This is a genomic window from Caulobacter sp. GW821-FHT12D05 (assembly GCF_058807295.1).
In genome coordinates, this window is the sequence record NZ_JBXAQO010000001.1 from 1,623,378 (window position 1) to 1,638,287 (window position 14,910).

General features: G+C 67.6%; 11 protein-coding genes. 6 read left to right on the plus strand and 5 right to left on the minus strand.

Annotated elements, in window-relative coordinates:
- Nucleotides 1-5: 5 nt before the first annotated feature.
- The 5 genes from AC1RRR_RS07215 to AC1RRR_RS07235 form a co-directional block, all read right to left on the minus strand.
- The gene (locus AC1RRR_RS07215) at nt 6-3,038 is read right to left on the minus strand and encodes a glycoside hydrolase family 2 protein (protein WP_492811677.1); all 3,033 of its coding nucleotides are present in this window, start codon (nt 3,036-3,038) and stop codon (nt 6-8) included.
- A gap of 224 nt (nt 3,039-3,262) precedes the next feature.
- Nucleotides 3,263-4,036: a rhamnogalacturonan acetylesterase gene (locus AC1RRR_RS07220; RefSeq protein ID WP_492811678.1), complete on the minus strand. Its 774-nt coding sequence runs from the start codon at nt 4,034-4,036 to the stop codon at nt 3,263-3,265.
- Nucleotides 4,033-5,175, minus strand: a complete 1,143-nt coding sequence (gene lldD, locus AC1RRR_RS07225; RefSeq protein WP_492811680.1) for an FMN-dependent L-lactate dehydrogenase LldD — start codon at nt 5,173-5,175, stop codon at nt 4,033-4,035. Before lldD ends, AC1RRR_RS07220 begins: the two co-directional genes overlap by 4 nt.
- A 4-nt stretch (nt 5,176-5,179) precedes the next feature.
- Nucleotides 5,180-5,941, minus strand: coding sequence for an L-rhamnose 1-dehydrogenase Lra1 (lra1, locus tag AC1RRR_RS07230; protein ID WP_454716865.1), 762 nt, complete (start codon nt 5,939-5,941; stop codon nt 5,180-5,182).
- A gap of 22 nt (nt 5,942-5,963) precedes the next feature.
- Nucleotides 5,964-6,785, minus strand: coding sequence for an IclR family transcriptional regulator (locus AC1RRR_RS07235; RefSeq protein ID WP_454716866.1), 822 nt, complete (start codon nt 6,783-6,785; stop codon nt 5,964-5,966).
- Nucleotides 6,786-7,015: 230 nt separating this feature from the next.
- Between AC1RRR_RS07235 and rhmD the strand changes: the two genes are divergently transcribed.
- From rhmD to AC1RRR_RS07265, 6 genes are read left to right on the plus strand one after another with little or no spacing between them, the layout of a single operon-like run.
- Nucleotides 7,016-8,194 carry an L-rhamnonate dehydratase gene (gene rhmD / locus AC1RRR_RS07240; RefSeq protein WP_492811682.1) on the plus strand — a complete coding sequence of 393 codons (1,179 nt, stop codon included), beginning with the start codon at nt 7,016-7,018 and terminating at the stop codon, nt 8,192-8,194.
- 21 nt (nt 8,195-8,215) lie between these two features.
- Nucleotides 8,216-9,079 carry a 2,4-didehydro-3-deoxy-L-rhamnonate hydrolase gene (locus AC1RRR_RS07245; protein WP_492811684.1) on the plus strand — a complete coding sequence of 288 codons (864 nt, stop codon included), beginning with the start codon at nt 8,216-8,218 and terminating at the stop codon, nt 9,077-9,079.
- The gene (locus AC1RRR_RS07250; RefSeq protein WP_492811685.1) at nt 9,076-9,828 is read left to right on the plus strand and encodes an SDR family NAD(P)-dependent oxidoreductase; all 753 of its coding nucleotides are present in this window, start codon (nt 9,076-9,078) and stop codon (nt 9,826-9,828) included. Before AC1RRR_RS07245 ends, AC1RRR_RS07250 begins: the two co-directional genes overlap by 4 nt.
- A 13-nt stretch (nt 9,829-9,841) precedes the next feature.
- Nucleotides 9,842-10,747, plus strand: coding sequence for an amidohydrolase family protein (locus AC1RRR_RS07255; protein WP_492811686.1), 906 nt, complete (start codon nt 9,842-9,844; stop codon nt 10,745-10,747).
- Nucleotides 10,748-10,789: 42 nt separating this feature from the next.
- Entirely contained in the window at nt 10,790-11,125 is a 336-nt protein-coding gene (gene rhaM, locus AC1RRR_RS07260; RefSeq protein WP_223390517.1) for an L-rhamnose mutarotase, read from the plus strand.
- 2 nt (nt 11,126-11,127) lie between these two features.
- On the plus strand, nt 11,128-14,889 hold the full coding sequence (locus AC1RRR_RS07265; protein WP_492811688.1) for a beta-galactosidase: 3,762 nt from the start codon (nt 11,128-11,130) through the stop codon (nt 14,887-14,889).
- The last annotated feature ends 21 nt before the right edge of the window (nt 14,890-14,910 follow it).

The following is a 14,910-nucleotide window of genomic DNA, read 5'->3' on the forward strand; positions in this document are numbered from 1 at the left end:
GCGCACTACTTCACCCGCCGGTGGAGCTCGGCCTCGATGATGCCGAGGCCCCCACCGGCCGCGACCTTTTCCGCGCCCGTATCTAGGCCAGCCCGCGCGCCGGTGATCTCGACGATCTTGCCGAACGCATCGCGGTCCACCGTCGGCTCGGTCAAGGAGATCCGCAGGCGCGAGCCCTTCACCGCCTTCAGCGGCAGCACCACGTAGCCCAGGCTCTTGGCCGGCACGCCCTCATAGACCACCACGCCGTCCATGGTGATGCGCAGCGGGTATGAGCGCAGGCGCCAGCCGATCAATTTCAGCTCCAGCTCGTCGACCACCTGGGGCTTGTCCAGGCGGTACTCGATCCAGGCGTTGGCCAGCTGGCCGTCGCTGGCCCAGTGGGTCATCTCGTCATCGTCCTGGGCCAGGGCGACGGTGTCGGCGTTCGAGCCGGCGATGGTCTGCGCCGGACGCACACTCACCCGCCAGGGCTTGAACGACGGCGTCGACGGTGTGGGACCGCGCGCAAGGCTGACCGGCAAGGCGTCGTCGCCCACGGGCCAGCGGCCAGCGGCCTTGGGCGGCGCGGCGGCGTCCAGGGTGATCAAGGCGTCCGGCAGGCCCTCGGCCTTGGCGGTAACGGTGACCTTCCCTGCTTCCAGTGTCGAGCGCAGCGACACGCGGTTGATCCCCGCCTCGACCGGCAAGGTCTTGGACAGGATGAAGTTGTCGTCCGAGCGCGCCGCGCCAGGGAACTTGGTCACCTGGTCCGCGCCGGCGGCCTTCTCGGGCTCGGTCGAGGCCGGCGGCGCGGGCTTGCGGCCCAGGCTGTCGCCCTGGGCGATGCCTCCGCGCCATTCCACCGGTCCCGTCGTCGAGAAGCTGATGGTGTTCAGCGCCGTCGGAACGCGCCGGCCCTGCTTGTCGACGACCTCGACATCGACCAGCGCCAGGTCCGAACCATCGGCCTTCCAGCCGCCCGGCCCGGTGCGTGGCGTCAGGCGCAGGGCAGCCGGCTCGCCAGTCGTCTCCAGGGCGTGGCGCGAGACGACCTTGCCCTTGGCGTCGTAACCGACCGCCTCCAGCTTGCCCGGCATCCAGGCGACCTGCGGGAACGTGAACAGGAACCCGTCGCTCTTCTTGCCGAAGCCCAGCGAACGGCCGTTCAGGCTCAGCGCGACCTTGTCGGCGCTGGAGACGACCAGCACGTCTTTCACCGTGCCCGGCGCGTAGTTCCAGTGGCCGATGATGTGGCTGCGCGGCCGTTCGACATCGACCCAGCCATCCCACATCACCTGGTGGGCGTAGAAGCCCTCCTTGGGTAGGCGCATGCCGTCCACCTCGCCGCTGCGGCGGTAGTTGTTGTCGCCGCGGAAGTGGGTGTTGCTGTCGGAGAAGACGATGTTGACGCCGCCCGAGCTGACCCGGTCGCCACCGCCCGGCCGCGCGCGCCAGTAGTCGTACCAGCGGCGGACATTCTCGGCCGCGTGGCTGTCCTGGTTGCGGTTGTAGTCAGGGCTATCCTTGTGGAACGGTGGGGTGAAGTCGTCCTGGAACTTCCGCGCGCCCTCGTCGCGCGAGTACTCCATCGCCCAGACGGGCTTGGTGGCGCTCTTGTTGATGTAGAGCATCTCGCCGCCGTACTCGGCGACCTTGCTGGACAGCATCTCGCGCGAGCCGATGGCGCGGCCGCCGTGCGGGTCCAGCTTGTCGCGGATGGCCTTCAGCTCGGCCATGTGCTCGTCGCTGATGTTCTCGTTGCCACCCTCGTAGAAGACGATCGAGGGGCTGTTGCGGAAGCGGACGATGGCGTCGGCCATGACCTCCTTGCGCTGGTCCCAGCGGCGGCCGGTGACGTCGCTCTCGGCGTCGCCGGCGGGCATGGCCTGCAGCAGGCCCACGCGGTCGGCCGAGGTGACGTCCTGGCGGGCCGGCGTGATGTGCATCCAGCGCACCAGATTGCCGCCGCTCTCGACCATCAGGGCGTTGGAGAGGTCACTGATCCACGGCGGGATGTCCGTCCCCAGGGCCGGCCACTCGTTGCTGGTGCGCTGGGCGTAGCCGTGGACCTGGATCACCCGGTCGTTCAGCCGGACCATGCCCTGGCCGAAACCGGTCTTGCGGAAGCCGGTGCGGGTGGTGACTTCGTCCACCGCCTTGCCATCCTCCACCAGGGACGTGCCGATCGCGTAGAGATAACCGTAGCCCCAGCTCCAGAAGTTCAGGCCTGACAGGCGCTGCTTGGCCGAGACGACGCGGGTCTCGCCGGGCGCCAGGGTGACCGTCGGCCCGGCGAACTCACCGACCGCCTTGCCGTCGATGTCACGGACGGTGACGCGGTAGCTGAAGGTGCGTGGGCGATCGGTCTCGTTGCGGACCTCGGACTCGGCGTGGACGGTCGCCGCACGGCCCTTGATGTCGAAGTCGTCGGCCCAGATGTAGACGCCCGTCGTGCCCAGGCTGGCATACAGCGGCAGGGTCTGGTGCAGGCCACCGGTCAGGTGCAGCCGCACGGCGCGGTGGATGCCGCCGTAGTTCACATTGAAGTTGTTGTTGTTCCACTGGAAGCCGCTGCCGGTGGCCTTCTCCTTGTACTTCCAGTCGCTGTCGACGCGCACGGCCACGACGTTCTCGAACGGCGCGGGCCGCAGCAGCTTGGAGGCGTCGACGCCGAAGGCCGTGACGCCGTTCTCGTGGCCGCCGGCCAGCACGCCGTTGACATAGACATCGCCGGCCTGGCGCACGCCCTCGAACTCCAGGAACGCCTTCTCGAAGCCGGCCGGCACGACGAAGCGCTTGCGGTACCAGGTGATCCCGCCCTTCAGGTCGTGGATGTCGACCTTGAAGGCCTCGTCCTCGTTGAAGGCGCGCGGCAAGGTGATGGCCTTCCAGGCGGCGTCGTCGAAGTCGGGTTTCTCGGCGCCGGCGATCTCGCCCGTCGCCATCCGCCAGCCGTCGTTGAAGGTGTATTCGGCACGCTGGGCCAGGGCCTGGGCCGGGACGACAGCGGCCAGGATGGCGCAAGCGAACGGCACGGGCCGGAACGGGCTCGACATACGACACCTCCCATTGGTCAGGCCACTTTAGGCTCTCTCGCACCTTTGGCTTGACACCCGGCAAGCTGTCAAGCAATCTCATTATATCGGATGATATCTCATATTTTGAGATATTCTCTGTCAGCGGTCTGTCGCCTCCTCGGGCGCCGCTGCGCACTTTTCACCGGCCATCCCCCGTGCCGGCCTATGGAGCGTCTCCCTCCCGGGACGCTCCATTTTTCTATCTATGGGCAGCTTGGCCCGCCCAGCCGGGCCTGATTGTCCAGCGGCGCGGGATGGACGTAACGCGAGAGCGGCAGCTTCAGCTTGGCCAGCCGGGTCGCCACCAGAGCCGCGCCCAGGCGCGCGCCCTGCTCGTTGATGTGGGTGTCGTCCTTGATCCCCTCGGGGAAGCGGGCGACGCCATCGTAGGGCTGGTACTGCAGATAGAGCCCGCGCGAGGCCATCTGCCCCCTCGCCTTCTGCGCCGCCATCATGTCGCCGTCCAGGTCGACCAGCGGGACTTTCAGGTCGGTCGCCACGCGGTGGATCGTGGCGGCATAGGCCGCGTGTGCGTCCTTAGGCTGACCGTTCTCCCACAGCCAGCGGGCGATCGGGGTGACCAGCACCGGCTCCCCCTGCTTAGCCCGCACCTCAGCCACGAAACGGCGCAGATTGACGTCGTAGGCCCCGTTCGGATCGGTGAAGCGGACGATCTTCTTGGTGTCGGCGTCGTTGTGGCCGAACTGGATCAGGACCGTGTCGCCGGGCTTCAGCTGGGCCAGCAGCTGGTCCCAGAGGCCTTCTTCGATGAAGGTCTTGGTCGAGCGGCCGCCGCGCGCCAGGTTCACGACCTCGACGCCCGGCTCCAACGAGCACTTCAGCACCATGCCCCAGCCCATCTGCGGGTACTGGGACGGGCCGTAGTTGGCGGCGGTGGAGTCGCTGGCGATGACCACCCGAGGGGGCGCTGGCGTCACGATCGTGACGCCCATGGCCATCGCCAGCGCGGCGATCACCGCTCCAGCTCGGCCAGGATCGACCGGTCGATCGAGGCGACGTCGCGCACGCCCGTCAGGGCCATGGCCACGCGCATCTCCTTCTCGATCAGGTCCAGCAACTGGGTCACGCCGGCCTCGCCACGCGACGCCAGGGCGTAGACGAAGGCTCGGCCCAGCAGCACGCCCTTGGCGCCCAGGGCCAGCATCCGCACCACGTCCAGGCCCGAACGCACGCCGCTATCGGCCAGCACAGTCAGCCGGTCACCGACCGCCTCGGCGATGGCCGGCAGAGCGCGGGCCGACGACAACACGCCGTCCAGCTGGCGGCCGCCGTGGTTGGAGACCACGACCCCGTCCGCGCCGATGTCGGCGGCGGCCTTGGCGTCCTCGGGATCGAGCACGCCCTTGATGATCAGCGGGCCCTTCCACAGGTCGCGGATCCACTCCAGGTCCTTCCACTGGATGGAGGGGTCGAAGTTCGCCCCCAGCCAGCCCATGAAGTCCTCGAGGCCAGAATTGGCGCCCAGCACCGGGGCGACATTGCCCAAGGTGTGCGGACGGCCCATCAGCCCGACATCCCAGGCCCATTGCGGCTTGAACATCGCCTGCACCATGCGGCGCGCGGCGGCGTTGGGGCCGCTCATGCCCGAGTGCGCGTCACGATAGCGAGCGCCGGGCACGGGCATATCCACCGTGAAGACCAGAGCCGTCGCGCCCGCCGCGCTGGCGCGGGCCAGCAGGTCGCGCATGAAGGCCCGGTCGCGCAGCACATAGAGCTGGAACCAGATCGGCGCGGACGAGGCCTTGCTGACCTCGTCGACGTCGCAGACCGACACGGTCGACAGGCAGAACGGCACGCCCTTCTTGGCCGCCGCGCGCGCCGCCTGCACCTCGCCCCGACGGGCGTACATGCCCGTCAGGCCGACCGGGGCCAGGGCCACCGGCAGGGCCTGCTTGACGCCGAACAGCGTGGTCGAGGGATCGCCAGCCGAGACGTCCTTCAGCACCCGCTGGCGCAGGGCGATGTCGGCCAGGTCCGAGACGTTGCGGCCCAGGGTCCGCTCGGCATAGGCGCCGCCGTCGATATAGTCGAACAGGAAGCGCGGCAGCTTGCGCCGCGCCGCCTCGCGGAAGTCCGTCGTGGACGAGACGATCACCGGACTACTGCAGGTTCACGAAGGCGCCGCCGTCGACCAGCAGCGCCGCGCCGGTCACGTACTTGGCCAGGTCCGAGGCCAGGAACACGATCGGGCCGGCCAAGTCGTCGGGCTCGCCCAGGCGGCCCAGCGGGATGCGGCCGGCCATGTATTCGCGCTTGGCGACGTCGGCCAGGTCTTCCTTGTTGATCGCCGTCTCGATGGTGCCCGGCAGCACCGAGTTGCAGCGGATGCCGTACTTGCCCAGCGCGATAGCCGTGGACTGCATCAGGCTGTGCACGCCGGCCTTAGTCGGGGTGTAGTGCGTCTGCATGCCGCCGCCGACCAGGGCGCTGATTGAGCTGACGGCGATGATCGCGCCGCCATTGCCCTGCTTGACCATCTGGTTGGCCGCCGCCTGCACCATGTAGTAGGCGCCGAACAGATTGACCTTCATCGTCCGCTCCATGACCTCGGGCGGCATGTCGAGGAAGGCGTGGAACGGGCAGATGCCGGCATTGTTGACGAACACGTCGACCTTGCCGAACGCGTCGACAGCGGCCTGCACGAAGGACTTGGAGGTCTCGACATTCGCCACGTCGCCCTTGATGGCGATGGCGCGACGGCCCAGAGCCTCGATCTGGGCGACAGCGTCGGCGGCGCCGGCCTCGTCGGAGTGGTAGTTGATCGCCACGTCCGCGCCGTGCTGGGCGCAACCGATCGCGGCGGCCTTGCCGATCCCCTGCGAGGCGCCGGTCACCAGCACCACCTTGTCCTTCAGCAGCATAACTACCTCTTGTTTGTACTCATCAGCGGGCCAGCCGCTTTCCGTTCCAGCCCAGGTCACGACCGATGGCGTTGGCCGTGTCGCGCACGTCGTCGACCAGCGTGGTCATGCGGCCGTCGTCCATGTATTGCGCCGCGCCCGAGACACTGATCGCGCCGACGATCTGGCCCGAGGCCCCACGGATCGGCGCGGCGACGCAGCGGATGCGGTCTTCGTTCTCTTCAAGGTCGAAGGCGATGCCGCGCTTGGAATAGTCGCGCATCCAGTCGATCCACTGCTTCTCGTCCGGAGCGCCCGGCAGGGCCGCGCCTTCCGAGCGATACAGGGTGCGCCAGCGGTCCTCGGTCTCGTCCAGCACCAGCGCCTTGCCCAGGCCGGTCGAGCGGACCGGCTGGCGATCGCCCACGCGCGAGCTGATGTTGATGCGGCGGCGGCCGGTCAGCTTGTCGAGATAGAGAGCCCGGTCATCGTCGAGCACGCCCAGGTGCACGGTGTCCTCGGTCTCTTCCCACAGCTTTTCCAGGTGCGGACGCGCGATACGCGGCAGGTCCATCTGCTGGCTGGCCAGATAGCCCAGCTCCAGCAGCTTGCTGCCCAGGCTGTAGCCTTCGCGCGGCGCCTGCGAGAGCAGACGGCGCTCGACCAGGGCCGTGGCCAGACGGTGAGTCGTGCTGCGGGTCAGGCCCAATTGCTTGGCCAGGGCCGGCAGCGCGATGGTCCCGGACTCGGCGACCACATCCAGCAGATCCAGGCCCCGGAACAGGGTTTGGCTGCCGCTGGGAGACTTGGTCGTCGCGTTTTCGTCCGCCGCCACCGGTTCCGCTCCCCTTGACGCTGGTTTCATTTTGTAGCACTACCTCTCATATTGTGGAACGCAAGGCAAGCGGAACGACGGCGACTCTGTACGAGCGCGCCGGCCTCGCGAACCGATAGCGTGACATAGGTTATGTTGGGGAGGTAGGCGCGGTCTAAAGGCGGCGTCACGGGCCTGCCGGAACGCTTCCGGCAAGCGCATCTCCCTTGTCCCCAGGCGGCGCTAGAAGCGACCGCCCCAAGGTTGGAGCCTCGTCGTCCATGGCGTTTCCGGTCATCAAGCATGTGCGTGCGTTCGTGGTCCGAGGGGGCGGCGCCGACTATCATGACCAAGGCGAAGGCCACTGGATCGACGACCACATCGCCACGCCGATGTCGCGCTACCCGGAATATCGCCAGAGCCGCCAGTCGTTCGGCATCAACGTGCTGGGCACGCTGGTCGTCGAGATCGAGGCCGCCGACGGCACGATCGGCTTCGCGGTGACCACCGGCGGCGAACCCGCCGCCTACATCGTCGAAAAGCACCTGGCCCGCTTCCTGGAAGGTCGCGACCCGACCGAGGTCGAGAAGATCTGGGACCAGATGTACTTCTCCACCCAGTACTATGGTCGCAAGGGCCTGGTCGTGAACGCCATCTCGGGCGTCGACCTGGCGCTCTATGACCTGCTGGGCAAGCTGCGCCAGGAGCCGGTCTACGCCCTGCTGGGCGGCAAGGTCCGCGACGAGCTGACCTTCTACGCCACGGGCGCGCGCCCCGATCTTGCTAAGCAGATGGGCTTCATCGGCGGCAAGATGCCCCTGCACCACGGCCCGGCCGAGGGCGAGGAGGGCCTGCGCAAGAACATCGAAGAACTGGCCACCATGCGCGAGCGCTGTGGCGAGGACTTCTGGCTGATGTTCGACTGCTGGATGTCGCTGGACCTGAACTACGCCACCAAGCTGGCCCACAAGGCCCATGAGTATGGCCTGAAGTGGATCGAGGAAGCCCTCAGCCCCGACGACTACTGGGGCTATCGCGACCTGAAGAAGAACGCCCCCAAGGGCATGCTGGTCACCACCGGCGAGCACGAAGCCACCCGCTGGGGCTTCCGCATGCTGCTGGAGATGGAATGCTGCGACATCATCCAGCCGGACGTGGGCTGGTGCGGCGGCGTCACCGAGCTGATCAAGATCGCCAACCTGGCCGACAGCAAGGGCGTGATGATGATCCCGCACGGCTCGTCCGTGTACAGCTACCACTTCGTCATCACGCGCCATAACAGCCCGTTCGCCGAGTTCCTGATGATGGCCCCGAAGGCCGACGAGGTGGTGCCGATGTTCCACCCGCAGCTGATCGGCGAACCCGTTCCGGTGAACGGCAAGCTCAAGCTCTCCGACGCGCCGGGCTTCGGCGTCGAACTCAATCGCGAGGTCGGCTTGCACCGTCCTTACGCCCGCTGATTCATTTGAAAGCGTAGACCCATGAAACTGCTCCGCTACGGCCCCAAGGGCGCCGAGAAGCCCGGCCTGCTCGATTCCGAAGGCAAGATCCGTGACCTGTCGGGCCACGTGGCCGACATCACCGGCGCCCAGCTGTCGCCGGCCAGCCTGAAGGCCCTCGCCGCCATCGACCCGGCTACCCTGCCCGTCGTCGAAGGCTCGCCCCGCTACGGCGTGCCGGTGAACGGCGTGTCCAAGTTCATCGCCGTGGGCCTGAACTTCGCCGACCACGCCGCCGAGTCGAACCTGCCGATCCCGGCCGAGCCCGTCCTGTTCACCAAGGCCGTCAGCTGCCTGACCGGTCCGAACGACAACGTCATGATCCCGCGCGGTTCGGAAAAGACCGATTGGGAAGTCGAGCTCGGCGTCGTGATCGGCTCGCGCGCCAGCTACGTCACCGAAGACGAAGCGCTGGACTACGTGGCTGGCTACGTCCTGATCAACGACGTCTCGGAACGCGCCTTCCAGATCGAGCGCGGCGGCACCTGGGACAAGGGCAAGGGTTGCGACACCTTTGGCCCGGTCGGCCCGTGGATGGTCACCTCGGATGAGGTCGGCGATCCGCAGAACCTGGGCATGTGGCTGGACGTCAACGGCGCCCGCAAGCAGGACGGCTCGTCCAAGACCATGATCTTCCCGATCAGCAAGCTGGTCTCGTACATCAGCGAGTTCATGACGCTGGAGCCGGGTGACCTGATCACCACCGGCACGCCTCCGGGCGTCGGCATGGGCCAGAAGCCCGAGCCCGTCTACCTGAAGGCCGGCGACGAGATCCGCCTGGGCATCGAGAAGCTGGGCGAGCAGCGCCAGATCGTCGTGGCCTGGTCGAAGGACGGCGCCCAGTGAGCACCGTTTATCCCAATCGTTTCGCCGGCCGCGTCGCGGTCGTCACCGGCGGCGCCTCGGGCCTGGGCAAGGCCGTGGCCGCGCGCATCGTCGCCGAAGGCGGCCAGGTCTCGCTGTGGGACCTTGACGCCGATGGCCTGAAGGCAGCCGCCGAGGAAGTCGGCGCGACCCACACCGTCGCGCTGGACGTCTCGGACGAAGCCGCCGTCCTGGCCGCCGGCCAGGCGGCCAACGCCGCCCTGGGCCGCGTCGACATCCTGGTCGCCTCGGCCGGCATCACCGGCGCCACGGCCCCGGTGTACGAGTACCCGACCGACAGCTGGAAGCGCGTCTTCGACATCAACGTCAACGGCGTCTTCTACTGCTGCAAGTCGATCGCGCCGCTGATGATCGCCCAAGGCTACGGCCGGATCGTCAACGTCGCCTCGGTGGCCGGCAAGGAAGGCAATCCCAACGCCGGCGCCTACTCGGCGTCGAAGGCGGCGGTGATCGGCCTGACCAAGTCGCTGGGCAAGGAACTGGCCACCAAGGGCGTCATCGTCAACAGCCTGACCCCGGCCACCTTCGAGAGCCCGATCCTGGAGCAGCTGCCCGCCAGCCAGGTCGAGTACATGAAGGGCAAGATCCCGATGGGCCGCCTGGGCGAGATCCACGAGAGCGCCGCCATGGTCTGCTTCATGGCGTCGGAGGAGTGCAGCTTCACCACCGCCTCCACCTTCGACACCTCCGGCGGCCGGACCACGTTCTAGGAGTACTGGAGCCATGGCGTACACGGGCCCCATCGTCGATCCCCACATGCATCTGTGGGACCTCGATCGGCACTATTACGCCTGGCTCCAGGACACGCCGCTGCCCAGCAACCCGGCCGGCGACATGTCCGGGATCGCCTACAAGTCCTACCTCCTGGACGACTATCTGGCCGATGCGAAGGGCTGGAACGTCGTCCAGGTGGTCCATGTCGAATGCGGCCTGCCGCCCAAGGACCAGCTGTCCGAGACCGATTGGCTGCAGAGCATCGCCGACCAGCGCGGCGTGATCGGCGGCGTCGTCGCCGGGGCCAATCTGGATGATCCCGATGTCGAGGCGATGCTGGCGGCCCACGCCAGCCGCAAGGCCGTCCGGGGCATCCGCCAGATCGTCAACTGGCACGAAGATCCGACCAAGACCTACGGCCCGAGCGACAAACTCCAGGACCCGCAATGGCGCGAGGGCTTCGCCCTGCTGGCCAAATACGGCCTGTCGTTCGACCTGCAGCTCTACGCCTCGCAGATGGCGACGGCGGCCGCGCTGGCCGACGCCCATCCGGACATCCCGCTGATCGTCAACCACGCCGGCATGCCGACCGATCGCGACGAGGCGGGCCTAGCCGCCTGGCGCGAAGGCCTGGCCGAACTGGCCAAGCGCCCGAACGTCAGCTGCAAGATTTCAGGCCTGGCCATGGTCGACCGGTCGTGGACCACCGCCAGCCTCAAGCCGTTCGTGCTCCAGGTCATCGAGACCTTCGGCGTCGAGCGCTGCATGTTCGCCAGCAACTTCCCGGTCGAGCGCGCACACGGCAGCTTCGGCGGTTTCTACGCCGCCTATGACGCGATCACGGCCAGCTTCAGTGACGACGAACGCGACGCGCTGTTCGCCGGAACAGCCAGGCGGATCTACCGCCTGACCTGACGACCCAGAAAAAGAACAAGACGAATAACCAGGAGGAAGACGATGAGCACGACGACGGAAAGCCGCCCCCTCGCCTTCCGCATGCAGCTGAAGCCAGGCGTCGCCGCCGAGTACGAGCGCCGCCACGACGAGCTTTGGCCCGACCTGGCCGAGGCCCTGCGCGACGCGGGCATCCACGACTATTCGATCTTCCTGGACGAGGAGACCATGAGCCTCTTCGCCGTGCTGCGCCTGCGCCCCGACCACAAGAAGGACGCCCTGCCGCTGCAGCCGGTGATGAAGCGCTGGTGGGACTTCATGGCCGACCTGATGGAGGTCCATCCCGACAACAAGCCGGTCGAGTGGCCGCTGAAACCCGTCTTCTACTTCGAGGGCTGAGCATGCGCGCCCTCCCCGCTCTCGGCCTCGTGACGGCGCTGCTGGCGACCACCGCGCTGGCTGAGCCCGTCCGCTACACGATGACGGCGTTCACCAACGCCAGTCAGTCGAACATGAGCGTGTACGACTCGGTCGATGGTGCGCGCTTCACGCTGAAGAAGCCGCTGGCCTACACGCCACCCAAGGGCCTCATCCGCGATCCCAGCGTGATGAAGCATACGGACGGCTGGTACTATGTCGCCTACACCACCGGCTGGACCGGCGACACGATCGGCCTGGCCCGCAGCCAGGACCTGACCGACTGGACCTTCCTGCGCGACGTGAAGATCGACGTAGCAGGCGCGACCAACAGCTGGGCGCCGGAGTGGTTCGTCGACCAGGATGGGTCGATCAGCCTGATCCTGTCGGTCTCGACCACCGGCATCGCCGGCCAGTTCCAGCCCTACCGCATCACCTCTGATGCGTCGTTGACCAACTGGAGCGCGCCCAAGGTGCTGTCGGGCCTGGGTCCCAACTTCATCGACACCTTCGTGGTGCGCCAGGACGGCCAGTACCAGGCCTTCGCCAAGAACGAGACGACCAAGTTCATCGAGCTCTACACCGCCCCCTCGCTGGACGGGCCATGGGCGCCGAAGGGCACGGGCGACTGGGCTGGCTGGGGTCGCTACCTGGAAGGCCCGGCCATGAGCCGCACGCCCGACGGCGCGTGGCGGATCTATTTCGACGAGTACATGGCCAAGCGCTACTGGTACTCCGACAGCAAGGACGGCTTCAGGACCTGGAGCCAGAAGGCTGAACTGCCTGAGCTTTCCGGCACAGTGCGCCACTTCACGGTGCTGAAGGAAGGCGGTGACCAGGCCGCCGTCGCCAAACCCGCCGAAGCCCACAAGATCACCTGGGACAAGTACTCGCTGAAGGTCGACGGCCAGCGCATCTTCTCGTGGGGCGGCGAGTTCCACCCCTTCCGCGTGCCCAGCCCAGACCTGTGGCGCGACATCCTCCAGAAGATGAAGGCCAGCGGCTACAACACGGTCGCGATCTATTTCGACTGGGGCTACCACTCGCCCAAGCAGGGGGTCTACGATTTCAGCGGCGTGCGCGACATGGACCGCGTGCTGACCATGGCCAAGGAAGAAGGCCTGTACGTCATCACCCGCGCCGGGCCCTACGTGAACGCCGAGCTGACCCGCGGCGGCTTCCCCGGCTGGATGGTCAATCAAGCCGCCCGCGCCCGCACCGACGCGCCGGAATATATCCAGGCCTCGGACGAGTGGCTGACCCGCATCAACGCCGTTATCGCCCGCCACCAGCTGACCACCGGCCAGGGCACGGTCATCGCCCACCAGATCGAGAACGAGCTGGACGTCGTCGGCGCGCCCCAGCAGCGCTACATGCAGTGGCTGTACGACAAGGCGAAGGCCGACGGTATCACCGTCCCGATCTTCCACAACGACAAGGGCCGCAACGGCTATTGGGTGCCCAAGGGCTCGAACGTGCCCGGCACGGTGGAGGGGCCCAACGACCTCTACGCCTTCGACGGCTATCCGGGCGGCAACTGCCGCGTCGACAGCAAGCCGGCCAGCCCCGGCGTCGCCCCCGACTGGGGTATCTATGGCGCGAACGGCGCCAAGGGCGGGGCTCTGGCCAGCCCGAACACGCCCGGCTTCCTGGCCGAGTTCGGCGGCGGCTGGTTCGACTATTGGGGCAGCAACGGCGACTATGACTGCACGGCCATCCACCGCGGCGTCGGCTATCAGCGGGTGTTCTACGGGACCAACATCGCCAACGGCCTGACGCTGCAGAGCTTCTACATGACCTATGGTGGGACCAGCTGGGGCTGGCTGCCGGCCCCGGTGGTGTTCACCTCGTACGACTACGGCTCGGCCATCGACGAGACCCGGGGCCTGCGCGACAAGATCCGCGTCATGAAGCAGATGGGCGAGTTCATCGCCGCCGTCCCCGACCTGACCCGCATGGACAAGGGCGAGGCCGTCGTTCCGTCGAACGACAAGGTCCGCGTCTATCACAACGTCAACGCCGAGACCGGCAGCCACCTCTATGTGGTGGTCCACAATCCCAGCAGCGCCACCGGCGACGAGGCCCTCACCTTCAAGCTGAAGACCCGCGACGGCGAGTACGTCGTCCCCTCGCGGATCAAGGGCCAGGACAGCAAGATGCTGATGGCCAGCTACGACCTGGGCGGTCAGCGGCTGGTCTATTCGACGTCCGAGATCCAGACGCACCTGAAACAGGACGGCGGCGACGTGGCCCTGCTCTACGGCCGCGCTGGCGAGGCGGGCGAGGCGGTGCTGCGCTACACGTCCGCGCCGAAGGTCGAGGTGATCGAAGGCGAGGTCACCTCCACCTTCGATGCGGTCAAGGGCGACCTGAAACTGGCCTACGCGCACAAGGGCCTGGCCCGCGTGCGGATCACCGGCGGCGGTCGCCCGCCCCTGACTCTGCTCCTGGCCGACGCCGAGACCGGCCAGACCTTCTGGCGGCGTGACGAGGTGCTGGTGCGCGGTCCGGGTCTGGTCCGCAACGCACCGGTCAAGGGCGGCGTCCTCTCGCTCACCGGCGACACCGAGACCGACAGCCCGCTGGAAGTCTTCGCGCCCAAGGCCGTGACGTCACTCCGCTGGAACGGCGCCAAGGTCGCGACCAAGACCACCGCCTCGGGCAGCCTGCTGGCCGACAAGGTCCTGGCAGGTCCGGGCGCGATCGCCCTGCCCGACCTGGCCAAGCTGAACTGGAAAACTGCCCCAGGCTCGCCCGAGGCCGATCCCAAGTTCGACGACGCCGCCTGGCTCAAGACCGAAGGCCGCCGCAGCGGCTCGACCGTGCGTGGCCCCACCGGCCAGCCGGCGCTGGACATGAGCACCTACGGCTTCCACCAGGGCGACGTCTGGTATCGCGGCCGCTATCAGGGCCAGGCCGACATCGACACCCTGACCCTGCACTACGGCGCCGGCGGCGCAGGGATGCTGCAGGTCTGGCTGGACGGCCGCTTCCTCGGCGAGCACGAGCTGGACGGCGGCCTACCCCGCCCGATCACCACAGGCGTGGCGACCTTCAAGCTGCCCGCGGATCTGCGCGGGACCGGCGAGCACGTGCTGTCGGTCATGGTTCGCAACAACGGCCACAACTGGGACCTCGACGCCGACGACTTCCACAAGGAAGCGCGTGGCCTGGTTTCGGCCTCACTGTCGGGTCCGGGGACCTACAGCTTCGCCGTGCCGATCGCCTGGAAGATCCAGGGCAACAAGGGCGGCGAGGACATCCAGGACCCGGTGCGCGGCAACCCCAACAACGGCGGCCAGTACGGTGAGCGCGAGGGCTGGCACCTGCCGGGCTTCCCGGACACGTCCTGGGCCAAGGCCGACATGGGCGATACGAAGCCCTACGCCGGCACGACTTGGTACCGCACCAGCTTCGACCTCGCCCTGCCCAAGGACCAGGACACGACGCTAGGCCTGACCATCGGCGATCCGGACAAGCCGCGCTCGCCGAACAAGCGCTACCGCGTGCTGATCTTCGTCAATGGCTGGAACATGGGCCAGTTCATCTCCCATGTCGGCCCGCAGCGGACCTTCGTCCTGCCCAATGGCATCGTCGATCCGCGCGGCAAGAACACCATCGCGCTCGCGGTGACTAGCGACGGCGCCCCCGGCGACGCCCTGGAAGCCGTCAAGCTCGTGAACCTGCGGACCGTGCGCGGCGGCCTCCCCGTCGCCCGCGTGCCCGCCCCCGACTTCAAACCCTGATACCGAACTCCTGGAGACTAC

Coding starts and splice junctions, on each gene's coding strand:
- AC1RRR_RS07215 (WP_492811677.1), bottom strand. CDS start 3,038: ATGTCGAGCCCGTTCCGGCCCGTGCCGTTCGCTTGCGCCATCCTGGCC.
- lra1 (WP_454716865.1), bottom strand. CDS start 5,941: ATGCTGCTGAAGGACAAGGTGGTGCTGGTGACCGGCGCCTCGCAGGGG.
- AC1RRR_RS07235 (WP_454716866.1), bottom strand. CDS start 6,785: ATGAAACCAGCGTCAAGGGGAGCGGAACCGGTGGCGGCGGACGAAAAC.
- rhmD (WP_492811682.1), top strand. CDS start 7,016: ATGGCGTTTCCGGTCATCAAGCATGTGCGTGCGTTCGTGGTCCGAGGG.
- AC1RRR_RS07245 (WP_492811684.1), top strand. CDS start 8,216: ATGAAACTGCTCCGCTACGGCCCCAAGGGCGCCGAGAAGCCCGGCCTG.
- AC1RRR_RS07255 (WP_492811686.1), top strand. CDS start 9,842: ATGGCGTACACGGGCCCCATCGTCGATCCCCACATGCATCTGTGGGAC.
- rhaM (WP_223390517.1), top strand. CDS start 10,790: ATGAGCACGACGACGGAAAGCCGCCCCCTCGCCTTCCGCATGCAGCTG.
- AC1RRR_RS07265 (WP_492811688.1), top strand. CDS start 11,128: ATGCGCGCCCTCCCCGCTCTCGGCCTCGTGACGGCGCTGCTGGCGACC.